The organism is Delftia sp. ASV31, assembly GCF_016428765.1.
Classification (GTDB): Bacteria; Pseudomonadota; Gammaproteobacteria; order Burkholderiales; family Burkholderiaceae_C; genus Comamonas; species Comamonas acidovorans.
This window is the reverse complement of sequence record NZ_JAELTK010000022.1, coordinates 33,153-55,538: the sequence shown is the minus strand read 5'-3', so window position 1 is coordinate 55,538 and position 22,386 is coordinate 33,153. Positions and strand designations below refer to the sequence as shown.

General features: G+C 63.9%; 19 protein-coding genes and 6 tRNA genes. 1 reads left to right on the top strand and 24 read right to left on the bottom strand.

Annotated features, from left to right (window positions below; all coding sequences use genetic code 11):
• Positions 1-26 precede the first annotated feature (26 nt).
• The 3 genes from JHD82_RS10525 to JHD82_RS10515 are packed head-to-tail and all read right to left on the bottom strand — an operon-like array spanning position 27 to position 1,091.
• Positions 27-479, bottom strand: a complete 453-nt coding sequence (locus tag JHD82_RS10525) for a CopD family copper resistance protein (protein ID WP_043792215.1) — start codon at positions 477-479, stop codon at positions 27-29.
• Positions 476-928, bottom strand: a complete 453-nt coding sequence (locus tag JHD82_RS10520; RefSeq protein ID WP_199136367.1) for an Rrf2 family transcriptional regulator — start codon at positions 926-928, stop codon at positions 476-478. The genes JHD82_RS10525 and JHD82_RS10520 overlap by 4 nt, the downstream gene beginning before the upstream one ends.
• Positions 929-941: 13 nt before the next feature.
• Entirely contained in the window at positions 942-1,091 is a 150-nt protein-coding gene (locus tag JHD82_RS10515; protein WP_157059620.1) for a hypothetical protein, read from the bottom strand.
• Positions 1,092-1,212: 121 nt separating this feature from the next.
• Between JHD82_RS10515 and JHD82_RS10510 the strand changes: the two genes are divergently transcribed.
• A complete protein-coding gene (locus tag JHD82_RS10510) occupies positions 1,213-1,551 on the top strand; it encodes a cupin domain-containing protein (protein WP_180318595.1) in 339 nt (112 codons plus the stop codon).
• Between the two features lie 104 nt (positions 1,552-1,655).
• Here the strand turns inward: JHD82_RS10510 and JHD82_RS10505 are convergent.
• The 21 genes from JHD82_RS10505 to JHD82_RS10405 all read right to left on the bottom strand — a co-directional run bounded on the left by JHD82_RS10505 (position 1,656) and on the right by JHD82_RS10405 (position 22,327).
• Positions 1,656-1,731: transfer RNA gene (locus tag JHD82_RS10505), tRNA-Phe, on the bottom strand.
• Between the two features lie 66 nt (positions 1,732-1,797).
• Positions 1,798-2,469, bottom strand: coding sequence for a response regulator (locus JHD82_RS10500; RefSeq protein WP_012202448.1), 672 nt, complete (start codon positions 2,467-2,469; stop codon positions 1,798-1,800).
• Positions 2,470-2,510: 41 nt separating this feature from the next.
• Positions 2,511-4,853 (bottom strand): ATP-binding protein, encoded by a 2,343-nt coding sequence (locus tag JHD82_RS10495; RefSeq protein ID WP_199136365.1) that lies wholly within the window; start codon positions 4,851-4,853, stop codon positions 2,511-2,513.
• Complete coding sequence (locus JHD82_RS10490) at positions 4,850-5,533, bottom strand: DUF4390 domain-containing protein (RefSeq protein ID WP_233174688.1); 684 nt, start codon at positions 5,531-5,533, stop codon at positions 4,850-4,852. Before JHD82_RS10490 ends, JHD82_RS10495 begins: the two co-directional genes overlap by 4 nt.
• Positions 5,478-6,866 carry a 16S rRNA (cytosine(967)-C(5))-methyltransferase RsmB gene (rsmB, locus tag JHD82_RS10485; protein WP_199136363.1) on the bottom strand — a complete coding sequence of 463 codons (1,389 nt, stop codon included), beginning with the start codon at positions 6,864-6,866 and terminating at the stop codon, positions 5,478-5,480. Before rsmB ends, JHD82_RS10490 begins: the two co-directional genes overlap by 56 nt.
• Positions 6,863-7,492, bottom strand: a complete 630-nt coding sequence (locus tag JHD82_RS10480) for a LemA protein (protein WP_199136361.1) — start codon at positions 7,490-7,492, stop codon at positions 6,863-6,865. The genes rsmB and JHD82_RS10480 overlap by 4 nt, the downstream gene beginning before the upstream one ends.
• A gap of 135 nt (positions 7,493-7,627) precedes the next feature.
• A complete protein-coding gene (gene rpoC, locus JHD82_RS10475) occupies positions 7,628-11,857 on the bottom strand; it encodes a DNA-directed RNA polymerase subunit beta' (protein WP_012202443.1) in 4,230 nt (1,409 codons plus the stop codon).
• A 23-nt stretch (positions 11,858-11,880) separates the two neighbouring features.
• Positions 11,881-15,993 carry a DNA-directed RNA polymerase subunit beta gene (gene rpoB, locus JHD82_RS10470; RefSeq protein WP_199136359.1) on the bottom strand — a complete coding sequence of 1,371 codons (4,113 nt, stop codon included), beginning with the start codon at positions 15,991-15,993 and terminating at the stop codon, positions 11,881-11,883.
• 276 nt (positions 15,994-16,269) lie between these two features.
• Positions 16,270-16,647 carry a 50S ribosomal protein L7/L12 gene (gene rplL / locus JHD82_RS10465; protein WP_012202441.1) on the bottom strand — a complete coding sequence of 126 codons (378 nt, stop codon included), beginning with the start codon at positions 16,645-16,647 and terminating at the stop codon, positions 16,270-16,272.
• Between the two features lie 37 nt (positions 16,648-16,684).
• Positions 16,685-17,212, bottom strand: coding sequence for a 50S ribosomal protein L10 (gene rplJ, locus JHD82_RS10460; protein ID WP_012202440.1), 528 nt, complete (start codon positions 17,210-17,212; stop codon positions 16,685-16,687).
• Between the two features lie 226 nt (positions 17,213-17,438).
• Entirely contained in the window at positions 17,439-18,134 is a 696-nt protein-coding gene (rplA, locus tag JHD82_RS10455) for a 50S ribosomal protein L1 (RefSeq protein ID WP_012202439.1), read from the bottom strand.
• Positions 18,135-18,566 (bottom strand): 50S ribosomal protein L11, encoded by a 432-nt coding sequence (gene rplK, locus JHD82_RS10450; RefSeq protein WP_012202438.1) that lies wholly within the window; start codon positions 18,564-18,566, stop codon positions 18,135-18,137. It abuts the gene before it with no gap.
• 140 nt (positions 18,567-18,706) lie between these two features.
• Complete coding sequence (gene nusG, locus JHD82_RS10445) at positions 18,707-19,291, bottom strand: transcription termination/antitermination protein NusG (RefSeq protein ID WP_012202437.1); 585 nt, start codon at positions 19,289-19,291, stop codon at positions 18,707-18,709.
• Positions 19,291-19,674, bottom strand: coding sequence for a preprotein translocase subunit SecE (gene secE / locus JHD82_RS10440; protein ID WP_012202436.1), 384 nt, complete (start codon positions 19,672-19,674; stop codon positions 19,291-19,293). The genes nusG and secE overlap by 1 nt, the downstream gene beginning before the upstream one ends.
• Positions 19,675-19,760: 86 nt before the next feature.
• Positions 19,761-19,836, bottom strand: a tRNA-Trp gene (locus JHD82_RS10435).
• A 9-nt stretch (positions 19,837-19,845) separates the two neighbouring features.
• Positions 19,846-21,036, bottom strand: coding sequence for an elongation factor Tu (tuf, locus tag JHD82_RS10430; RefSeq protein WP_012202435.1), 1,191 nt, complete (start codon positions 21,034-21,036; stop codon positions 19,846-19,848).
• A gap of 78 nt (positions 21,037-21,114) precedes the next feature.
• A tRNA-Thr gene (locus JHD82_RS10425) sits at positions 21,115-21,189 on the bottom strand.
• Positions 21,190-21,232: 43 nt separating this feature from the next.
• Positions 21,233-21,306: transfer RNA gene (locus JHD82_RS10420), tRNA-Gly, on the bottom strand.
• Positions 21,307-21,361: 55 nt separating this feature from the next.
• Positions 21,362-21,447 (bottom strand) — tRNA-Tyr (locus JHD82_RS10415).
• A 91-nt stretch (positions 21,448-21,538) separates the two neighbouring features.
• A tRNA-Arg gene (locus tag JHD82_RS10410) sits at positions 21,539-21,614 on the bottom strand.
• An 80-nt stretch (positions 21,615-21,694) separates the two neighbouring features.
• Positions 21,695-22,327, bottom strand: a complete 633-nt coding sequence (locus tag JHD82_RS10405; protein ID WP_199136357.1) for a TetR family transcriptional regulator — start codon at positions 22,325-22,327, stop codon at positions 21,695-21,697.
• Between the last annotated feature and the right edge of the window lie 59 nt (positions 22,328-22,386).

Here is a 22,386-nt window from a genome sequence, read left to right as displayed (position 1 = left end):
GCGGGCAGGGCCTGCCTGCAGGCTGTTTACCAGTGCAGGTAGAACATGGCCTTGGCCAGCAGCACGATGGCCAGCACGTGGCAGAACACGCTCAGGTGCAGGCGGTGCGAGCGGCGCCCGCCCAGCACACCGCGCCGGCGCCACCACATGGCCGCCAGGAAATGCCCGAACACGCTGAGCGCCAGCCCGATCTTGAGCGCCAGCAGCAGGCCGAAGCTGCTGGCCAGCGGAGCGGCATAGGCAGCAGCCAATGCCGCGCGGTGCTGCCAGGCCAGCCCCAGCCCCGCGCCGTACAGCACCATCAGCACCCAGGGCATGACGGCGACCGCGCGGTCGCCCAGCGCCTGCTCGGTGGCGCGCGCCACGGCAGCGGGCAGGTGGCGGCGCGCGCCGGCCAGCAGCACGACTTCGAAGAACACCGTGCCTGCAAAGGCAATGGCCGCCAGCAGGTGCAGGGTCAGCAGCAGTCCGTAGCTCATGCGCGGCTCCTTTGCGGCAGAGGCAGGTGCAGCGGCAGGGATGCGGGAGCCGGCAGCAGATCGGCCAGCGTGAAGCCGTCCAGATGGGCCATGAAGCTGTCCAGCGCCCCGCCCAGCACGCCGGCCAGTCGGCAGTCCTGCGCAAGCGTGCAGGCCGGCGGGCTGGTGCCCGTGAAGCATTCGATGATGGCAAGGTCCGGCTCCATGCCGCGCACCACGTCGCCCAGGCCGATGTCGGCCGGCGCATGGGCCAGGCGCATGCCGCCGCCCTTGCCGCGCACGGTCACGATCCAGCCGCGCAGCGCCAACTGGTGCGTGACCTTCATGAGGTGGGCTTCGGAGATGGCATGGGCCTGGGCGATCTCGGCAATCGTGCACAGCCGCCCGGGGTGGCGCGCCACATGCATGAGCAGGCGCAGCGCGTAGTCGGTCATCAGGGTCAGGCGCATGGCAGGCCTGCGATCATGCCTGCCGGTCGGCACGCGGGCGCACCAGCAGCGGGGCGAAACGCCACAGGTACGGCGGCCGCAATCCCAGCTCCAGGAAGGCCTTCCATTGCGGTGCCGGCTCCCGGGTTCGCAGGGGTTCCTCCAGTTCCAGCCATTGCGCCATGATGTCCACTCCTTCCGGCCCGCCGTGCGCCTGCATAAGATGCATTCAGCGTACATCTTCAGGCGCGCGGGCGGGGCCGCTGCGGCACCACCTTCTGACCCACATCAAGCAGGAGCCAAGCATGGCACTCGAACACGCAAAGCCACTGGAGGTCATCGCCCTGCACGCCCGCGACGGCATGCACATCAGCACCAGCCTGATCAGAACGCCCCAGCTGCAGCTGCTTAGGCTGGTGCTGCCGCCCGGCCATGCACTGCCGCGCCACCAGGTGCCCGGCGAGGCCACCATTCACTGCCTGGCGGGCGAAGCCGGCATCGCCACGCGCGTGGCCAGCCTGCGGCTGGTGGCCGGCTCGGTAGTGCTGGTGCCGGCGGGCGAACCCCATGACGTGCACGCCCGGGGCGAACAGGGCTGCGTGCTGCTGGTGACCGTGACAATGCAGCCGCCCCCGCCTGAGTGACTGAAGCGTGTGGCCTGGGCGTCCTGAACAACGGCAGGCTTTTTAGCAGCACAAAGAAAAACGGACCGCTTCTTGCGAAGCAGTCCGTAATTTTTTACTGAATTTGGTGGCCTGGGACGGAATCGAACCGCCGACACAAGGATTTTCAATCCTCTGCTCTACCGACTGAGCTACCGGGCCGAGAACTAGATTATATGCAGGATTTTTTGACCCAAAAACGAAAAAGCCAAAATTCCTTCAAAAAGTCTATCCGCGCTTGTTGCGGCCCAGGTCCACGCCCAGCTGGCGCAGCTTGCGGTACAGGTGGGTGCGCTCCAGGCCGGTCTTCTCGGCCACGCGTGTCATGGAGCCGCCTTCGCGTGCCAGGTGGAATTCGAAGTAGGCCTTCTCGAAGCCGTCGCGCGCCTCGCGCAGCGGGCGGTCCAGGTCGAACCCCTGGTGTGCATGCGGCACGTTGTTGTCCACCGGCACGCGGCTGGCCGCAGGCGTGACCACGGCTGCAGTGTCCGGCTCGACCACCGCCACGGGCGCTGCAGCCGGTGCCTGGCTGGCGGCGTTGCGCGCCAAGCCCTGCTCCACGGCCTTGAGCAGCTTTTGCATGGTGATGGGTTTTTCGAGGAAGGACAGCGCACCGATGCGCGTGGCCTCAACGGCCGTCTCGATGGTGGCGTGACCGCTCATCATGATCACGGGCATGGTCAGCAGACCTGCCGAGGCCCATTCCTTGAGCAGCGATACGCCATCGGTGTCGGGCATCCAGATGTCGAGAAGCACGAGGTCGTAGGTGTTGGAGGCGCGCGCCGAGCGTGCCTGACCGGCGTTCTCGGCCACGTCCACACTATGACCTTCGTCGTTGAGGATTTCCGACAACAAATCCCGGATCCCCAGTTCGTCGTCGACCACCAGTATGTTTGCCATGTGTCTTAAGCCTATGTGCTGAGGCGCGGGGGGCGTCAGGCCTATCCCGTACGCTCAGGCGCAAATGATAGCGACACTTGCGCACCTTGAATCACCCCGTCGTCTTCCCTGTTGCCCAGGTCGATGCGGGCGCCATGCTCGTCTGCGATTTTCTTGACCACGGCCAGGCCCAGGCCGGTGCCTCGCACCTTGGTCGTGACGTAGGGCTCGAAGGCCCGTTGAAGGATGTTGGCGGCGAAGCCCGTGCCGCTGTCACTGATGCTCAGGCGCACGCGGCGCGCGGACTCGTTCCAGCGCGTCTCTATGGTCACGGGGCCGGGGGGCTGGCCGCTTTCCTGCGCGCGCTGGGCCGTGGCGTCCTGGGCATTCTGCAAAAGATTGTGAATGACCTGGCGCAGCTGCTGGCCATCGCCGGAAATCGGCGGGCATTGCGGGTCCAGCACGCAGTCCACGCGCACTTCGGCGTTCTCTTCCCCATACAGCTGGAGCACATCGGTGACCAGCGCGTTGAGGTCCAGCGACTGCAGGTTGGCGGCGGGAAGGCGCGCGTAGTCGCGGAATTCATCGACCAGGCGCTTCATGGCGCCGACCTGATCGACGATGGTCTTGACGGACTTGGCCAGCAGCGCCTGCTCTGCAGGCTGCAGCTTGTCGGTCAGCCGCATGGCCATGCGCTCGGCCGACAGCTGGATGGGCGTGAGCGGGTTCTTGATCTCGTGGGCCACGCGGCGCGCCACCTCGCCCCAGGCCTGGGCACGCTGGGCCGAGACGATTTCCGAGATGTCGTCGAAGACAAGCAGGCGCTGCGCATCGGGCAGTTCTGCACCGCGCATGACCAGGGTGGTGGTGTGCTGGATGACGCCGCCATCGGTGGAGGCATGCAGCTCATGCACCAGTTGCCAGCGATCGCGCCCCTGCTCGCCCAGGAAGAGCGCGAACTGCTCCTGCACGACTTCGCCGAACTGCTCCAGCCCCGGCACCTGGGACAGCAGCCGGCCTTCATGGACGGCCATGGGCGCGCGCAATATGCGCGTGGCGCCGGGATTGCTCAGCACGATGGCGCCGCGCGCGTCCAGCACGATGACGCCCGAGGTGAGGTTGTCGAGGATGGTCTGCAGGTTGCCGCGTGCGGCATCGAGCTGGCCCATGCTGCGGTTGGCTTCGGCGCGGGCGTCGGCCAGTTGCTGGGTCATGAGCGCAAAGGAGCGCGTGAGCCCGCCGATCTCGTCGCGCGTCTGCAGCGCCGGCTTGGGCCGCAGGTCGCCGCGCGCCACGTCGCGCATGCCCTGGGCCAGCAGCAGCAGCGGCCGGGCCAGCTGGTTGCCCAGCACGATGGCCAGCACCACGGCGCCGAAGACGGCCAGGAACAGGCTGAGCGTGAGCGTGCCTATGTACATGCGCTGCAGGCCACCGCGTGCCAGCGCGCGCTCCTGGTATTCGCGGTTGGCTGCCTGCACGGCCAGGGCATTGGTCACCAGGGCCTGCGGCAGTGCAATGGTGGCCTGCAGGTAGCGCGGCTCGGTCAGCAGGCCCACGCTGGGGTTGGGCACCAGGGCCAGGGTGCGGACCTGGGCGCCGGGCGCGGTGGCGCCGGGCTGGGCCATGCCATCGTCGTCCAGGCCTTCGATGCTGGCCACGGCGCGCTGCTCGCGCAGCGAGCGCAGCATTTGCGCGCTGGGGCGTTCGGGCTGCAGGTTGAAGCGCGACTGGCCCACGCTGGCGATGGCGCGCAGGCCCGCAAGGTCACCGCTGCGGGTGGTCTGCGTCGGGCCCATGACGGCAAGCTCCGATGCACTCCACAGCACGACATCGGTGGCACCCAACTGGTCGCGCACGCGCTCCAGGATCAGCGCTGCGCCGGCATCGGAGACCTGGGACAGCTGGGCGCCTGCGGTGCGCGTGTTGTTGGCCATGTCATTGGCCACGGTCTCCAGCGTGGCACTGGCCAGGCTGACGCCGGCCGACAGCGCGCCCTCGACCTGCACATCGAACCAGCTTTCGATGGAGCGCGAGACGAACTGGTAGGAGACGATGTAGATCAGCAGGCCCGGCACCAGGCCCACCAGCGTGAAGATGCCGGCCAGCTTGAGCAGCAGGCGGCTGCCGAAGCGCCCGCGCTGCAGCCGGATGGCCAGGCGGATGCCGCCCCAGACCAGGATGGCCAGCAGCAGGCCGGCCACGACCACGTTGGCGGCGAACAGCCAGTTGTAGTTGCGCTCGTAGTCCAGGCGGTTGTTGGTGGCCAGGGTGAGCAGGAACAGCAGCAGCACGCCGACCAGACCCATGAGGCCGGCGCCCACGCCCACGGCCCAGCGCGTGCCGCGCGACAGGCCGGCCGAGGCCGGCAGGGCCACGCGTTCTTCGTCGGCTGAGGCCCTGCTCATGGGGCGTCTTCCAGCATCTGGGTGCGCGACAGCTGCAGGTTCCAGCCCGAGCGGCCCAGCGCGCCGATCTGCAGCGGCCTGGGCAGCTGGGACAGGTCGATGCGAAAGCGCAGTTGCACCGATACGCCCGATTGCGTGGGCGCCGTGTCCATGATCTTCCAGCGCGAGATGCGCTGCATGGAGGCCAGCGCATCGTCCAGGCTTTCGAAGGTCTGGCCCAGCGCCAGCCCCAGGCCGCTGCTGGAGAACGGGGTGCTGGAGATGTGCAGGCGCCAGCGGCGCGTCAGCGGCTGGTGGCTGAGGCGGTAGTGGCGGCTGGCGGTGGCCAGTTGCTGATCGGACCAGTACCAGCGCTCGCGCTGGATCTGGGCATCGGCCACGAAGTACATGGGGATGCCCTGGCGCAGCGCATCGTCGATCTGGTAGGGCAGCTCGAAATGGAGGGTGGCCGACAGCAGCAGGCCGTCGTCGGAGCGATCGAGCTGCATGGGGCCGATCTCGGCCGTCAGGGCATCGGCCCTGGCCTGCAGGCCCAGGCCCGCCAGCACGCCGGCCAGCAAAAGCGCCCCGGCCAGCCGCGCCAGCAGGCGCAGCCAGGCTGGCGACCAGGCCCGATGGGGGGGGTCAGCGCGTCTTTTGCAGCAAGGCGTAGAAGAAACCGTCGTGGTCACCCAAAGCATTGTCAGCCAGCATGCCGGCTTTGTCGGCTTTGCCCGGGATTAAATGCCCCGGTGCCGCCAGGGTTCGCGCCTCACTGTTGCGTGTAACAAACGCTTGAACCTGTGCCTCGCCCTCTTCCCTGAAGACCGAGCAGGTGCAGTAGAGCAGGCGCCCGCCGGGCTGCAGCAGGGGCCACAGGGTGTCGAGCAGGCGCGCCTGGATCTCGGCCAGCTGGCGCACATCGCTTTCGCGGCGCAGCCAGCGCACGTCGGGCTGGCGCCGCACGATGCCCGAGGCCGTGCAGGGCGCGTCCAGCAAGATGGCGTCGAACCGCTGGCCGCCGCATTGCGCATCGAACCACTGGTCGGGCCGGGATGCATCGGCCACCACCACGCGGGCCTGCAGGCGCAGCCGCCCCAGCGTATCCGCGATGCGCGAGGCGCGCTCGGCATCTATCTCCAGCGCCGTGACCTCAAGGGTCTGCGGGGCTGCGTACTCCAGCAGGTGGGCCGTCTTGCCGCCCGGGGCGGCGCAGGCATCGAGCACACGCAGCGCGCGGCCGGCGGGCTGCTCCAGCCCCTGCAGCAGCAGCGGCGCGGCCAGTTGCGCGGCCGCATCCTGCACCGAGGCCAGGCCTTCGTCGAAGCCCGGCAGGGATTGCACCGGCAGGGCCTGCTGCAGTTGCAGGCCGCTGTCGGCCACGGCCAGCGAAGGCACGTCCATGGCCTGCAGCGCTGCCTGGTAGGACTGGCGGTCCGTTTGTTGGCGGTTGACGCGCAGCGTCATCGGCGGCTGTTCATTGTTGGCCTGCAGGATGGCTTGCCAATGATCGGGATGGTCCTTGCGCAAACGGGCGATCCACCAGGCCGGGTGGTTCCAGACGGCCTGCGGCTGGTCGTCGGTGGCGGCGACCAGGGCATCGCGCTCGCGCAGGAAGCGGCGCAGGCAGGCATTGATGAAGCCGGACTGGGCGCGCGTGGGCCCCTGCTTGGCAGCCTCCACCGTCTGGTTGACCAGGGTGAATGGTGGGTACGGTGCCCGGGATTCATCCCAGGCCAGGGCCAGGGCCGTGTTCAGCAATGCGCTGACGCGCGGCGGCGGGTTGCGCGAGGCCAGCTGCTTTTGCAGCGCCTGGGCACGGCCCAACTGGCGCAGTACCTGGAACAGCAGCGCCTGGACGCCGGGGCGCAGCGGCTGCGCCACGCGCGCCAGCACGCTGCGGCTGGACTGGCCTTCAAGCACGGACTGCAGGCATTGGGCGACGGCGTCGAGCTGCTGCCAAAGAGGCGGTGCGGCATGCGCCTGCGAGGGCGCCGCAGCGCGGCGCGGGGAAGAATGCGTGCGTAGGTTCATGTTCCACTTTCCTGTGCCTTGCTGGCGACAGGCTCGACCAGCAGGCTGCGCACCGGGCGAAAGCCCAGCAGCCAGGCCAGCAGCCTGGCCGGATATTGCGCAATGGCGGCGTTGTAGCGCTCAGCCGCAGCGTTGAATTGCTGCAGTCCCAGGCGGTTGCGCACCTGGTGCTCGGTCCAGCGCTGCTGCCAGGGCTGCAGCGGGTCGGGGTCCGGCGATGGGGCATCTGGTGGCGCAGCGCCAGTGCCAGCGGCGCCGGTGCCGGTATCAACGGCGACCTTGGTCATGGCCTGCCAGGCCACGTCCAGCGCCGAACAGGCGTGCTCCAGCGAGGCCAGCGCGGTCTCGCGCAGCGGCCGGCCACGGGCATCGACCAGGGCCGCCTGCAGCTGTGCGGCGGTCTGGTGCAGTGCGGCCTGGGCATGCACAAGGGCGGGGCTTTGGCCTTCGGCCTTGGGCTGGGCCTCGAAGGCCTGCAGCATGGCATGCCACTGGCCCAGGTGCGCATCGAGCGCTCCGAACTGCTGCACGCAGCCGCTGCGCAGCCGGGCCAGCCGGTTGTATGCGCCAACGGCCCAGAACACCAGCAGTGCCAGCAGCATCCATTCAAGAGACAAGGACCACATCGTCTGCAATGGCCCGGCCGGAGGCTGGTCCGGCCGGGCCCTGGTTATTCCCAAAGAAAAACGCTCCCGCCTGCGCTGGGCAGGCCGGGAGCGTCACGTCACTTCAAGGGCTCGCTTGACGCTCGCCCGAGTGCATCAGTCGGCGGAAGCGTCACCGGCGACAGACACTGCAGCAGTGTCGTCATCGGCCATCACACCGGCCAGTTCGGCCGCTTCGGCGTCGGCGATGGCGCGGCGCTCTGCGTCGTCCATGGCGTCCTTGGCCTTGCGTGCCTGGTGGTAGGCCAGACCCGTACCAGCGGGGATCAGGCGACCCACGATGACGTTTTCCTTCAGGCCACGCAGCTCGTCGCGCTTGCCCATGATGGCAGCCTCGGTGAGCACGCGGGTCGTTTCCTGGAACGACGCGGCGGAGATGAAGGAGTCGGTCGACAGCGAAGCCTTGGTAATACCCAGCAGCACGTTGGAGTACGTGGCGGGGATCTTGCCTTCGCGCTGCAGGGCCTCGTTGGTATTGAGGATTTCCGAACGCTCGACCTGCTCGCCAGCGATGTAGGTCGAATCGCCGGTGTTCTCGACCACGACGCGGCGCAGCATCTGGCGAACGATCACCTCGATGTGCTTGTCATTGATCTTCACACCCTGCAGACGGTAGACGTCCTGCACTTCATCAACGATGTAGCGCGACAGCTCCTCGATGCCCAGCAGGCGCAGGATGTCCTGCGGATCGGCGGGACCGTCGACGATGGACTCGCCCTTGTTGACCACCTGGCCTTCGTGCACCAGGATGTTCTTTTCCTTGGGCACGAGCTCTTCCCAGACCTTGCCATCCAGATCGGTGATCTGCATGCGCACCTTGCCCTTGGTTTCCTTGCCGAAGGAGATGGTGCCGGTCATCTCGGCCAGCGTGCCCTTGTCCTTGGGCGTACGGGCTTCGAACAGCTCGGCCACGCGGGGCAGACCGCCGGTAATGTCGCGGGTCTTCTGGCCTTCGACAGGGATACGGGCCAGCACTTCGCCGGGGCCCACGTCCTGGCCGTCGCGCACCTGGATCAGAGCGCCGACCTGGAAGCCGATCGTCACCGAGTGGTCGGTGCCGGGGATCTTGACTTCCTGGTTGTTGGCATCGATCAGCTTGACCTGAGGACGCACGACCTTGGCAGAGCCACGGCGCTTGGGATCGATCACCACCAGCGTGGACAGGCCGGTCACTTCATCGACCTGCTTGGCCACGGTCAGGCCCTCTTCCACATTCTCGAAGCGCACCTGGCCGGCGTACTCGGTAATGATGGGTCGGGTCAGCGGATCCCAGTTGGCCAGGATCAGACCGGCCTTGACCTGCTGGTCAGGCCTGACGGTCAGCACGGCACCGTAAGGCACCTTGTGGCGCTCACGCTCGCGGCCGTTGTCGCTGATGACGATTTCGCCCGAACGCGAAATCACGACCAGCTCACCCTTGGTGTTGCTGACGTAGCGCATCGTGCTGTTGAAGCTGATGGAGCCGTTGGACTTGGCTTCCACGCTCGAGGCGATGGCAGCGCGCGAAGCGGCACCACCGATGTGGAACGTACGCATGGTCAGCTGCGTGCCGGGCTCGCCGATGGACTGGGCGGCGATCACACCCACGGCTTCGCCGAGGTTGATCAGGCCGCCGCGGCCCAGGTCGCGGCCGTAGCACTTGGCGCACAGGCCGTAGCGGGTTTCGCAGGTCAGCGCGGTGCGGACCTTGATCTCGTCCACGCCCTGCAACTCGAGTTCATCGATCCCGTCTTCGTTGAGCAGCGTGCCTGCGGGCAGCAGGACGGCCAGCGTCTCGGGATGCACGACGTCCTCGGCCGTGGTACGGCCCAGCACGCGGTCGCGCAGCGATTCGATCACTTCACCGCCTTCGACGATGGCGCGCATCAGTGCGCCATTGGTCGTGCCGCAATCGTCCTCGTTGACCACCAGATCCTGCGTCACGTCCACCAGACGACGCGTCAGGTAGCCGGAGTTGGCCGTCTTCAACGCCGTGTCGGCCAGACCCTTTCGGGCGCCGTGGGTGGAGATGAAGTACTGCAGAACGTTCAGGCCTTCACGGAAGTTCGCCGTAATGGGCGTCTCGATGATGGAGCCGTCAGGCTTGGCCATCAGGCCACGCATGCCGGCCAGCTGGCGGATCTGCGCGGCCGAGCCGCGGGCGCCGGAGTCGGCCATCATGTAAATGGCGTTGAACGATTCCTGCTCGACTTCGTTGCCGTGGCGGTCGATGACCTTTTCCTTGGCAAGCTGGGCCATCATGACCTTGGAGACTTCGTCGCCGGCCTTGCCCCAGATGTCCACCACCTTGTTGTAGCGCTCGCCAGCGGTCACGAGACCGGAGACGTACTGCTGTTCGATCTCCTTCACCTCGGCTTCGGCACGGCCGATGATCTCGGCCTTTTGCGGCGGCACCAGCATGTCGCCGATGGCGATCGAGATACCGGCGTGCGTGGACAGGCGGAAGCCGTTTTGCAGCAGCTTGTCGGCAAACACCACCGTGGCCTTGAGACCGCACTTGCGGAACGAGGCGTTGATGAGCTTGGAGATTTCCTTCTTCTTGAGCGCCTTGTTCATGTGGCTGAACGGCAGGCCCTTGGGAAGGATCTCGGACATCAGGGCGCGGCCCACGGTGGTTTCCACCAGGCTGGTCGAAGGCTCGAACTCGCCGGAGTCCTTGTTCTTGGTCCACTCGGTCAGACGCACGCTGATCTTGGCGGCCAGTTCGACCTGGTCGGAGTCCAGCGCGCGCTGCACTTCACCGATGTCGGCGAAGATCATGCCTTCGCCCTTGCCGTTGATGCGCTCGCGCGTTGCGTGGTACAGACCCAGCACCACGTCCTGCGAAGGAACGATGGAGGGCTCGCCCGATGCGGGGAACAGCACGTTGTTGGAGGCCAGCATCAGCGTGCGGGCTTCCATCTGTGCTTCCACCGACAGCGGAACGTGGACAGCCATCTGGTCACCGTCGAAGTCGGCGTTGAAGGCCGCGCAGACGAGCGGGTGCAGCTGGATGGCCTTGCCTTCGATCAGGATGGGCTCGAAGGCCTGGATGCCCAGTCGGTGCAGCGTGGGAGCACGGTTCAGCATGACCGGGTGCTCCTTGATGACCTCTTCGAGGATGTCCCACACCACGGGCGTGCCGGATTCGACTTCCTTCTTCGCCGCCTTGATGGTGGTGGCGATGCCGCGCTGCTCGAGCTGCGCGAAGATGAAGGGCTTGAACAGTTCCAGCGCCATCAGCTTGGGCAGACCGCACTGGTGCAGCTTGAGGTACGGACCCACCGTGATCACGGAACGGCCCGAATAGTCCACGCGCTTGCCCAGCAAGTTCTGGCGGAAACGACCGCTCTTGCCCTTGATCATGTCGGCCAGCGACTTCAGGGCACGCTTGTTGGCGCCCGTCATGGCCTTGCCACGGCGGCCGTTGTCCAGCAGCGAGTCCACCGCTTCCTGCAGCATGCGCTTTTCGTTGCGCGCGATGATTTCCGGAGCCTTCAGCTCCAGCAGGCGGCGCAGACGCGAGTTGCGGTTGATGACGCGGCGATACAGGTCGTTCAGGTCGGACGTTGCGAAGCGGCCGCCGTCCAGCGGCACCAGCGGACGCAGGTCCGGGGGCAGCACGGGCAGCACTTCCATGACCATCCAGCCCGGCTTGATGCCGGACTTCTTGAACGCTTCCAGCAGCTTCAGGCGCTTGGCGTTCTTCTTGACCTTGACTTCGGAGCCGGTCAGATCGCCGCGCAGGCGCTCTGTCTCGACATCGATGTCGATGCCTTCGAGCAGATCCTTGATGCCTTCGGCGCCCATCTTGGCTTCGAACTCGTCACCGTATTCGGTGCGCTTGGCCTCGTAATCGTCCTCGGTCATGATGCTGAACTTCTTCAGCGGGGTCATGCCGGGGTCGGTCACCACGTAGGCTTCGAAGTACAGCACGCGCTCGATATCGCGCAGCGTCATGTCGAGCACCAGGCCCAGACGCGACGGCAGCGACTTCAGGAACCAGATGTGGGCGCAGGGCGCAGCCAGGTCGATGTGGCCCATGCGCTCGCGGCGCACCTTGGTCTGGGTCACTTCGACGCCGCACTTCTCGCAGATCACACCGCGGTGCTTGAGGCGCTTGTACTTGCCGCACAGGCACTCGTAGTCCTTGATGGGGCCAAAGATCTTGGCGCAGAACAGACCATCGCGCTCGGGCTTGAACGTGCGGTAGTTGATGGTCTCGGGCTTCTTCACCTCGCCGAAGGACCAGGAACGGATCTTCTCGGGAGAAGCCAGACCGATCTTGATGGCATCGAAATGCTCATCAGGCGTGAATTGCTTGAACAGGTCGAGTAGAGATTTCATAAGACTCTTTCCCTTTTCAATATTTAAGAACGCTCAAGCTCGATGTCGAGGCCCAGGGAGCGGATTTCCTTGACCAGCACGTTGAACGACTCGGGCATGCCTGCCTCGATGGCGTGCTCGCCCTTGACGATGGATTCGTACACCTTGGTACGGCCCACCACGTCGTCGGACTTCACGGTCAGCATTTCCTGCAGCACATAGGCGGCGCCGTAAGCTTCCAGCGCCCACACTTCCATTTCCCCGAAACGCTGGCCACCGAACTGGGCCTTGCCGCCCAGCGGCTGCTGCGTCACCAGAGAGTACGGACCCGTGGAGCGGGCGTGCATCTTGTCGTCGACCAAGTGGTGCAGCTTCAGGTAGTGCATGTAGCCGATGGTGGTCGGACGCTCGAAGCGGTCACCGGTGCGGCCGTCATACAGGTAGGCCTGCGTGCGCGACTCGGTCAGCCCCTTGCGCTGGGCCAGCTCCTCCGGATATGCCAGATGCAGCATGTCCTGGATTTCCTGCTCGGACGCACCATCGAACACCGGCGTGGCAAACGGCACGCCCGTGGTCAGCGCCTGCGCCATGGACACGATCTCCTTGTCGTCGAGCTGCGTCAGGTCTTCCTTGCGGCCGCGCGAGTTGTAGATCTCTTCCATGAAGGTGCGGATCTCGGCGGCGCGGGCTTCCTGCTGCAGCATGTCGCCGATGCGCTGGCCCAGGCCCTTGCCGGCCCAGCCCAGATGCACTTCCAGCACCTGGCCGATGTTCATACGCGAAGGCACGCCCAGCGGGTTCAGCACGATGTCGGCAGTGGAGCCGTCGGCCATGTAGGGCATGTCCTCGACCGGAACGATCTTGGAGACCACACCCTTGTTGCCGTGGCGGCCGGCCATCTTGTCGCCGGGTTGCAGGCGGCGCTTGACGGCCAGGTAGACCTTGACCATCTTGAGCACGCCAGCGGGCAGCTCGTCGCCCTGGGTGAGCTTCTTGCGCTTTTCTTCAAAAGCCAGGTCGAAGCTGTGGCGCGTCTGCTCCAGCGAGTTCTTGATGGACTCGAGCTGGGTGGCGACTTCGTCCTCTGCAGGACGGATGTCGAACCAGTGGAACTTCTCCACGCCATCCAGGTAGGCCTTGTCGATCTTGGCGCCCTTGGCCAGCTTCTGCGGGCCGCCGTTGGCCACGCGGCCATTGAGCAGCTTCTCGATACGGTCGAAGGCGTCGGCCTCGACGATGCGCAGCTGGTCGTTCAGGTCCAGGCGGTAGCGCTTGAGTTCATCGTCGATGATCTGCTGGGCGCGCTTGTCACGCTGGATGCCTTCACGGGTGAAGACCTGCACGTCGATCACGGTGCCTTGCGAGCCCTGGTCCACGCGCAGCGAGGTGTCCTTCACGTCGGAAGCCTTCTCGCCGAAGATGGCGCGCAGCAGCTTCTCTTCAGGCGTCAGCGTGGTCTCGCCCTTGGGCGTGACCTTGCCGACCAGCACATCGCCGGGCTGCACTTCCGCACCCACGTAGATGATGCCGGACTCGTCCAGGCGGTTGAGCTGCTGCTCGGACAGGTTCGGGATGTCGCGCGTGATTTCCTCGGCACCGAGCTTGGTGTCGCGGGCCATCACCACGAGTTCTTCGATGTGGATCGAGGTGTAGCGGTCTTCGGCCACCACGCGCTCGTTGATCAGGATCGAATCCTCGAAGTTGTAGCCGTTCCAGGGCATGAAGGCGATCAGCATGTTCTGACCGATGGCGATTTCGCCCAGGTCGGTCGATGCGCCGTCGGCCACCACGTCACCCTTGGCCAGCTTGTCGCCACGCTTGACGATGGGACGCTGGTGGATGTTGGTGTTCTGGTTGGAACGCTGGTACTTGATGAGGTTGTAGATGTCCACGCCGACTTCGCCGGCCACGGCTTCCGCATCGTTCACGCGGACCACGATGCGGGTGGCATCGACATAGTCCACGATACCGCCGCGGGTTGCCGTCACCACGGTGCCGGAGTCCACTGCCGCCACGCGCTCGATGCCCGTGCCCACCATGGGCTTTTCGGGACGCAGCACAGGCACGGCCTGACGCGACATGTTGGCGCCCATCAATGCGCGGTTCGCGTCATCGTGCTCCAGGAACGGAATCAGCGAGGCAGCCACCGACACGATCTGTGCGGGCGACACGTCCATGTACTGAACGCGCTCGGCAGACACCAGGGTCGAATCACCCTTTTCGCGCGCCGACACCAGGTCGCCGATCAGGCGGCCTTCGGCATCCAGCTCGGCGTTGGCCTGGGCGATGATGTACTTGCCTTCCTCGATGGCCGACAGGTAGTCGATCTCCATCGTGACCTTGCCGTCGGCCACCCGGCGGTACGGCGTCTCGATGAAGCCGTACTCGTTCAGGCGGGCGTACAGGGCCAGCGAGTTGATCAGGCCGATGTTCGGGCCTTCAGGCGTTTCGATAGGGCAGACGCGGCCGTAGTGGGTCACGTGCACGTCGCGCACTTCGAAGCCTGCACGCTCGCGGGTCAGACCGCCCGGGCCCAGGGCCGAGACGCGACGCTTGTGCGTGATTTCGGCCAGAGGGTTGGTCTGGTCCATGAACTGCGACAGCTGCGACGCACCGAAGAATTCCTTCAGGGCGGCCGAAATCGGCTTGCTGTTGATCAGGTCATGGGGCATCAGCGGCTCTTGCTCGGCCTGGCCCAGACGCTCCTTCACAGCCTTCTCGATACGTGCCAGGCCGGTGCGGTACTGGTTTTCGGCCAGTTCGCCCACGCAACGCACACGGCGGTTGCCCAGGTGGTCGATATCGTCGACTTCGCCCTTGCCGTTGCGCAGATCCACCAGGATCTTGACCACGGCCAGGATGTCCTCGTTGGACAGCACCATGGGGCCGGTGGCGCCATCGCGGCCGACCTTGGCGTTGAACTTCATCCGGCCCACGCGCGAAAGGTCGTAGGTGTCGGGGTTGTAGAACAGGCGCTGGAACAGGGCCTGCACGGCGTCTTCGGTCGGCGGCTCGCCGGGGCGCATCATGCGGTAGATGGCCACGCGTGCAGCGAACTCATCCACGGTTTCGTCGGTGCGCAGGGTCTGCGAGATGTAGGCGCCCTGGTCCAGCTCATTCGTGTAGATGCACTGCAGCTCCTGGATGCCGGCGCTGCGCAGCTTCTTGAGCAGGGACTCGGTCAGCTCTTCATTGGCCTTGGCGATGATCTCGCCCGTGTCCGGATCGACGATGTTCTTGGCGACCACGCGGCCGATCAGGAAATCTTCGGGGACGCTGATGAACTTGGTGCCCGACTGCTCCAGCTCACGCGTGTGGCGAGCAGTGACGCGCTTGTCCTTGGCGACCACGACCTTGCCCGACTTGTCGGTGATGTCGAAGCGCGCGACTTCCCCGCGCAGGCGCTCGGAGACGAACTCCATCTGCGCGCCCGAATCCATGAGGCGGAAGTTGTCGTTGACGAAGAAGTTGGCCAGGATCGATTCCGGCGTCAGGCCAATGGCCTTCAGCAGAATGGACACGGGCATCTTGCGGCGACGGTCGACGCGGAAGAACAGCAGGTCCTTGGGATCGAACTCGAAGTCCAGCCACGAGCCGCGGTAAGGAATGATGCGTGCCGAGAACAGCAGCTTGCCCGAGCTGTGGGTCTTGCCCTTGTCGTGCTCGAAGAACACGCCAGGCGAGCGGTGCAGCTGCGAGACGATGACACGCTCGGTGCCGTTGATGATGAACGAGCCCTTTTCGGTCATCAGGGGCACTTCGCCCATGTAGACCTCTTGCTCCTTGACTTCCTTGACCACCTTGGACTGCGAGGTCGAAGACTCACGGTCATAGATGATCAACTGGACCTTGGCGCGCACGGCGGAGGCGAACGTCAGACCACGGGTCTGGCACTCGCGCACATCGAAAGCAGGCTTGGCGAGGTTGTACTCGACGAACTTCATCTCCACAAAACCGTTGTGGGAGACGATGGGGAAGGCGGAGTTGAAGGCCGCTTGCAGGCCTTCGATGGTGCGTTTTTTGGGGGCTACATCTGACTGCAAGAATGCGGTATATGCATCTTTTTGCATCTGCAGCAGGTAAGGCACTTCGAGCACGCTGTCGCGGCTCCCGAAGCTTTTGCGGATTCGCTTGCGTTCGGTGTAAGAATAGGCCATGAGATCTCCGGGCAAAGACATGAGTCCTGGGTCTGCGACGACTGCCCCACATGGAAAGCTCCCTGCGGGCTTGGCGGTTGGCCACTACCAACCATGGCTGACGGCGATGCGTTGCACATCGCCCGAACCAAGGCATCTTCTGCTGTCGGGTTGTCAGAAGACACTAAAAAACAGACTGTGCTGACTGCTTTTTAGTGTGCTCTATGGATCAGCGCTCCACAAGCGCCAAAGGCTGGAGGCCCTTTTTCGGAGCCTCCAGCCCTTGAGGGGACTGAATTACTTCAGTTCAGCCTTGGCACCGGCTTCCACCAGCTTCTTCACAGCGGCTTCAGCGTCAGCCTTGGCAACGCCTTCCTTGACGTTCTTGGGAGCGCCGTCGACCAGGTCCTTGGCTTCCTTCAGACCCAGGCCGGTGATTTCACGCACGGCCTTGATGACGGAAACCTTGTTCGCGCCGGCTTCGGTCAGCACAACGTTGAACTCGGTCTTTTCTTCTGCAGCAGCAGCGCCGCCAGCAGCGCCGCCAGCAGCGGGAGCAGCCATAGCGGCAGCGCTCACGCCAAACTTCTCTTCAATGGCCTTCACCAGGTCATTGAGTTCCAGGACCGTCATGCCGTCGAGCGCGGTCAGAAATGCGTCTTTATCGAATGCCATTTTGATTTCCTAACAATATTGGTTAACTGCCGCGCGCTCAGGCTGCGACTGCTTCGGCTGCCGGTTCTTCGGCAGAGCCTTCGCTCTTCTTTGCCGCCAGGGCGCCCAGCACAACGGCCGTACGCGAGATAGGCGACATCAGCAAGCCACACAGTTGTGCCAGCAGAACTTCCTTCGAGGGGATGTTCGCCAGTTGCTTCACACCGTTCACGTCCAGGGCCTTGCCTGCAAACGCACCACCGCGGATCACCAGCTTGTCGTTGGTTTTCGCGAAGTCGGCCACCACCTTGGCGGCGGCCACTGCGTCTTCAGAGAAGCCATAGATCAGAGGGCCGGTCATCTGGTCGGCGACAACGTCAAACTGGCTGCCAGCCACAGCACGGCGGGCCAGCGTGTTCTTCAACACGCTCAGGCTCACACCCTTGCTGCGAGCATCAGAACGCAGTTTGGTCATGTCGGCGACCGTGATGCCGCGGTATTCCGCGATCACAAGCGTTTGAGCTTTTGCGGCGAGGCTGGTCACTTCATTGATGACCGCTTCTTTCTCACTGCGATTAAGACTCAAGGTCTACTCCTTCAAATGCGCACTCGGGGCAAGCCCCTCATGCGCGCTCTTGTTGCAGCGACCAACTGTTTTGGAAATGCATCCATCTGCAGCGGGATCGCCATCTGCGTTGGCCCCGGGGGTTTAAGTGCCGCAAGGCACACCAACGGTCTTGGATGACCCGGCGCATCGCTGCACCGGCCCACCACTGAGGCACCCCGAAAGGTGTCTCAAGATTTCTTGGCTATCAGGCCGAGATGGTTTGCGTGTCGACGCGAACGCCCACACCCATGGTCGACGAAACAGCGACCTTGCGCAGGTACAGGCCCTTGCTCGAAGCGGGCTTGGACTTGTTCAGGGCGTCGATCAGCGCAGCCAGGTTGCCTTGCAGCTTCTCGTTGTCGAACGAGCGGCGGCCGATGGTGGCGTGGATGATGCCGGCCTTGTCGACGCGGTATTGCACCTGACCAGCCTTGGCGTTCTTCACAGCCGTGGCCACATCGGGAGTCACCGTGCCAACCTTGGGGTTGGGCATCAGGCCGCGCGGGCCCAGGATCTGGCCCAGCGTACCGACAACGCGCATGGCGTCGGGGGCAGCGATGACCACGTCGAAGGGCATGTCGCCAGCCTTCACGCGGGCAGCCAGGTCGTCCATGCCGACCACGTCGGCGCCGGCAGCCTTGGCTTCTTCAGCCTTGGCGCCTTGGGCGAACACAGCCACGCGGGCAACCTTGCCGGTGCCATGGGGCAGCACGACAGCGCCGCGAACCACTTGGTCAGACTTCTTGGCGTCCACGCCCAGTTGCACGGCCACGTCGATGGATTCATCGAACTTGGCGGTTGCAGCATCCTTCACCAGCGCAACTGCGTCAGCGAAAGCGTACAGCTTGGTGGACTCCACCTTGCCCTGGAGAGCCTTTTGCTTCTTGGTCAACTTGGCCATTTACACGCCCTCCACAATCACGCCCATCGAGCGAGCCGAACCAGCCAGCGTACGCACGGCGGCGTCCACGTCAGCAGCGTTCATGTCCTTCAGCTTGGTGTTGGCGATCTCTTCCAGCTGAGCGCGGGTGATCTTGCCGACCTTGTTCTTCAGGGGGTTGGAAGAACCCTTGTCCAGCTTGATGGCCTTCTTGATCAGCACAGTCGCCGGAGGCGTCTTGATGATGAAGGTGAAGCTCTTGTCCGCGAAGGCCGTGATGACCACGGGCAGGGGCAGTCCGGGCTCGACACCTTGGGTCTGGGCGTTGAACGCCTTGCAGAATTCCATGATGTTGAGGCCGCGCTGACCCAGCGCAGGACCGATCGGGGGAGAGGGATTGGCCTTACCAGCTGGCACTTGCAGCTTGATGAAGCCGACGATTTTCTTCGCCATTGAATGCTCCTTGCGGGTATAGCGCCGCCGGCCCAACCAACAACAGTTGCAGCCGACAGCTCCCCGGGGGTTAAAAGACTCTTGTGAGAACGCTCTGCACCAAGCCTAAAAATGCAGAGCCAGAGATTGTAAGCGGTAACTCAGGTTTTTTCAACCTGGGCAAATTCAAGCTCGACCGGCGTGGAGCGACCGAAGATCATCACGGAGACGCGCAGACGGCTCTTCTCGTAGTTGACTTCTTCGACAGAGCCGTTGAAGTCCGTGAACGGACCTTCCTTGACACGCACCAGCTCGCCGGGCATGAACTCGACCTTGTGGCGCGGTTTTTCCGTGCCTTCCTGCATCTGGCTGACGATCTTGCGCACTTCCTCTTCGGAAATCGGCGCAGGACGGTTCTTGGCACCGCCCACGAAACCCGTCACCTTGCTGGTGTGCTTGACCAAGTGCCAGGTGTCGTCGTCCATGACCATCTCGACGAACACGTAGCCAGGGAACAGACGGCGCTCGGTAGTGCGGCGCTGGCCATTCTTCATTTCCACCACTTCTTCAGTAGGGACAAGAATGCGACCGAACTTGGACTGCATGTCAGAGCGCGCGATGCGCTCGATGATGTTGCGCTCAACCGCCTTTTCCATGCCGGAGTAGGCATGGACGATGTACCAGCGCAGATCCGGATTGGCAGGCGCTGCCCCTCCGTCGTTCACACCCGTTTCGACAGCATCCATTACTTCCTCCAGCCCAAAATCAGGTCGTACAAGACCCACTCAAGCGTCTTGTCCGTGAACCACAGGAACAAGGCCATGATGACGACAAAGCCGAAGACGTACAAGGTCATCTGCATGGTTTCCTTGCGCGTCGGCCAGACGACCTTCTTGACTTCGCGCCAGGCATCCTGGGCAAAGCTCACGAAACGCTTTCCGGGCTCGGAAACAAGGAACGTGCCAGCAGCTGCAGCCAGGCCGACCAGCAGCACCAGCCACTGGACGATGGGCCCTTGCTTGCTCAGCAGATAGAAACCTGCGATCGCAGCAACGACTAAAGCCGCGACTGCGGCAAGCTTGGCTTTGTCAGCTCCGGAGCTGACCGTTTCAACCTGAGTAGTGGCCATAATCCATTTCTAATGCGCATCTTTTGCGCAACGCCAAGACACCGAAGCCCGCTTTGGGGCGGGCTCGTTGCGATTCCACCATCAGGTGGCAGGGGCAGTAGGAATCGAACCTACAACCTTCGGTTTTGGAGACCGACGCTCTGCCAATTGAGCTATACCCCTACGAATCAATTAGGCAATGATCTTGGCAACCACGCCAGCGCCCACGGTACGGCCACCTTCGCGGATGGCGAAGCGCAGACCTTCTTCCATGGCGATGGGGGCGATCAGCTTGACGGTGATCGACACGTTGTCGCCAGGCATCACCATTTCCTTGTCGGCGGGCAGCTCGATGGAGCCGGTCACGTCGGTCGTGCGGAAATAGAACTGGGGACGGTAGTTGTTGAAGAACGGAGTGTGGCGACCACCTTCGTCCTTGGACAGCACGTACACCTCAGCCGTGAAGTGGGTGTGGGGCTTGATGGAGCCGGGCTTGCACAGCACTTGGCCGCGTTCCACGTCTTCACGCTTGGTGCCGCGCAGCAGCAGACCCACGTTGTCGCCAGCTTGACCTTGGTCCAGCAGCTTGCGGAACATTTCCACGCCGGTGACGATGGTCTTCTGGGTGTCGCGGATACCGACGATTTCGATTTCTTCGCCGACCTTGATGATGCCGCGCTCGATACGGCCAGTCACCACGGTGCCACGGCCAGAGATCGAGAACACGTCTTCCACGGGCATTGCGAAGGCACCGTCCACAGCGCGCTCGGGCGTGGGGATGTAGGAGTCCAGTGCTTCAGCCAGGCGCAGGATGGCAGCTTCGCCCTTGTCGGACTGGTCGCCTTCCAGGGCCAGCTTGGCCGAGCCGCGGATGATGGGGGTGTCGTCGCCGGGGAAGTCGTACTTGGCAAGCAGCTCGCGCACTTCCATTTCGACCAGCTCCAGCAGCTCTTCGTCGTCCACCATGTCGCACTTGTTCAGGAACACGATGATGTAGGGCACGCCCACCTGACGGGCCAGCAGGATGTGCTCGCGGGTCTGGGGCATGGGGCCGTCAGCGGCCGAGCACACCAGGATGGCGCCGTCCATTTGAGCAGCGCCGGTGATCATGTTCTTGACGTAGTCGGCGTGGCCGGGGCAGTCAACGTGAGCGTAGTGGCGACCGGCCGTTTCGTACTCGACGTGGGCGGTGTTGATCGTGATGCCGCGAGCCTTTTCTTCAGGTGCTGCGTCGATCTGGTCGTAAGCCTTGGCTTCGCCGCCGAACTTCTTGGACAGAACGGTAGCGATAGCAGCCGTCAGGGTCGTCTTGCCGTGGTCCACGTGACCGATGGTGCCAACGTTGACGTGCGGCTTGGTACGCTCGAATTTTGCTTTAGCCATTTTTCCGACTCCGAAAAAAATCTAAATCACTACAACAGGATTTGGCGCAACCCCATCTAGCGAGCGCACCAGAGATAATGGTGCCCATGGGCAGGATCGAACTGCCGACCTCTCCCTTACCAAGGGAGTGCTCTACCACTGAGCCACATGGGCCTTGAGGCTGCCGAAGCAATCTCAAAAAACTTTGCTCGCCAACTGGAGCGGGAGACGGGAATCGAACCCGCGTCATTAGCTTGGAAGGCTAGGGTTCTACCATTGAACTACTCCCGCACAGATTGACTGCACGTCGCCATCTTTTCAGATGACTTCTCTTCTTCACCATTACTGGTGGAGGGGACTGGATTCGAACCAGTGTAGGCGTAAGCCAACAGATTTACAGTCTGCCCCCTTTAGCCACTCGGGCACCCCTCCGAAGAGATTTGAATTCTAGCACCGTTTTTTTCGTCAGAAAAATTTCAGTGCATTTTTTTCTCAGGCCACCTGGGCGATCCAAGAAAAATTGTGGTGCGGCTGGCGGGGATCGAACCCACGACCCTTGGCTTCGGAGGCCAATACTCTATCCACTGAGCTACAGCCGCTCAGGGCATCGCTGCCCTGCACAAGCCGAGCATTGTCGCATGACTTTGCCCCGGCACGTCCAAGCCCCCAGGACCCGGCGCTATTGCGCCTGCGGCACCGTGAAGCCCAATCCCCGCAGGCAGACATCCACCGCCTGCGCGCCCACCTGCTTGAGATCGAAGGCCCTTCCCAGCAGCCAGCTCTGCAACAGGCCATCGAACATGGCGCACAGCGCGATCGATGCCTGGGGAGCCGGCATGGACATGGTCACCGCATGGCTTTCGGCAGCCGCGCGCAGCGCCAGCTCCAGTTGCGCGGAAAAGGAGTCCAGCGCGGCACGGTTGCGCTCCTGCACGGGCATGAGCTCGCCCACGTATTCCACCTTGAGCAGCAGGATCTCGAAGACACGCCGCGTGCTGTCGTCATCGGCGATGCGCCCGAAGACCACAGCCATCAGGCGCCGCACATATTCCAGTGCATCGCACTCCGAATCGTCCTCGCAGTCGCTGTAGGCCGCCTGCTCCAGCGGGAGCGTGACGCGGTCCAGCATGGCGTAGAAGAGATCCAGCTTGTCCTTGAAATGCCAGTAGACCGCACCGCGCGTGGCGCCGGCTCGCTGGGCAATCTCGTTGAGCGAGGCCCGGGCGACACCCTGTTCGTAGAACACTTGCTCCGCAGCGTCCAGCAGACTGTTGCGCGTTGCAAACGCATCTTCTTTCGTTCGTCGTGCCAAGATGTATTTCCTTCCATCGTTGAGCCCGGCCATGCCACGCTACGCCATGCTTCGCGCCG

Excerpts from the sequence above, each read along its gene's own strand:
- nusG (WP_012202437.1), bottom strand. The coding sequence starts at position 19,291 with ATGGATGCTGTCGAAACGGGTGTGAACGACGGAGGGGCAGCGCCTGCC.
- JHD82_RS10500 (WP_012202448.1), bottom strand. The coding sequence starts at position 2,469 with ATGGCAAACATACTGGTGGTCGACGACGAACTGGGGATCCGGGATTTG.
- JHD82_RS10510 (WP_180318595.1), top strand. The coding sequence starts at position 1,213 with ATGGCACTCGAACACGCAAAGCCACTGGAGGTCATCGCCCTGCACGCC.
- rplL (WP_012202441.1), bottom strand. The coding sequence starts at position 16,647 with ATGGCATTCGATAAAGACGCATTTCTGACCGCGCTCGACGGCATGACG.
- secE (WP_012202436.1), bottom strand. The coding sequence starts at position 19,674 with ATGGCCACTACTCAGGTTGAAACGGTCAGCTCCGGAGCTGACAAAGCC.
- JHD82_RS10490 (WP_233174688.1), bottom strand. The coding sequence starts at position 5,533 with ATGCTTTGGGTGACCACGACGGTTTCTTCTACGCCTTGCTGCAAAAGA.
- JHD82_RS10525 (WP_043792215.1), bottom strand. The coding sequence starts at position 479 with ATGAGCTACGGACTGCTGCTGACCCTGCACCTGCTGGCGGCCATTGCC.
- JHD82_RS10495 (WP_199136365.1), bottom strand. The coding sequence starts at position 4,853 with ATGAGCAGGGCCTCAGCCGACGAAGAACGCGTGGCCCTGCCGGCCTCG.
- JHD82_RS10520 (WP_199136367.1), bottom strand. The coding sequence starts at position 928 with ATGCGCCTGACCCTGATGACCGACTACGCGCTGCGCCTGCTCATGCAT.
- JHD82_RS10515 (WP_157059620.1), bottom strand. The coding sequence starts at position 1,091 with ATGGCGCAATGGCTGGAACTGGAGGAACCCCTGCGAACCCGGGAGCCG.
- JHD82_RS10480 (WP_199136361.1), bottom strand. The coding sequence starts at position 7,492 with ATGTGGTCCTTGTCTCTTGAATGGATGCTGCTGGCACTGCTGGTGTTC.
- tuf (WP_012202435.1), bottom strand. The coding sequence starts at position 21,036 with ATGGCTAAAGCAAAATTCGAGCGTACCAAGCCGCACGTCAACGTTGGC.
- rsmB (WP_199136363.1), bottom strand. The coding sequence starts at position 6,866 with ATGAACCTACGCACGCATTCTTCCCCGCGCCGCGCTGCGGCGCCCTCG.
- rpoB (WP_199136359.1), bottom strand. The coding sequence starts at position 15,993 with ATGGCCTATTCTTACACCGAACGCAAGCGAATCCGCAAAAGCTTCGGG.
- rplA (WP_012202439.1), bottom strand. The coding sequence starts at position 18,134 with ATGGCCAAGTTGACCAAGAAGCAAAAGGCTCTCCAGGGCAAGGTGGAG.
- rpoC (WP_012202443.1), bottom strand. The coding sequence starts at position 11,857 with ATGAAATCTCTACTCGACCTGTTCAAGCAATTCACGCCTGATGAGCAT.
- rplK (WP_012202438.1), bottom strand. The coding sequence starts at position 18,566 with ATGGCGAAGAAAATCGTCGGCTTCATCAAGCTGCAAGTGCCAGCTGGT.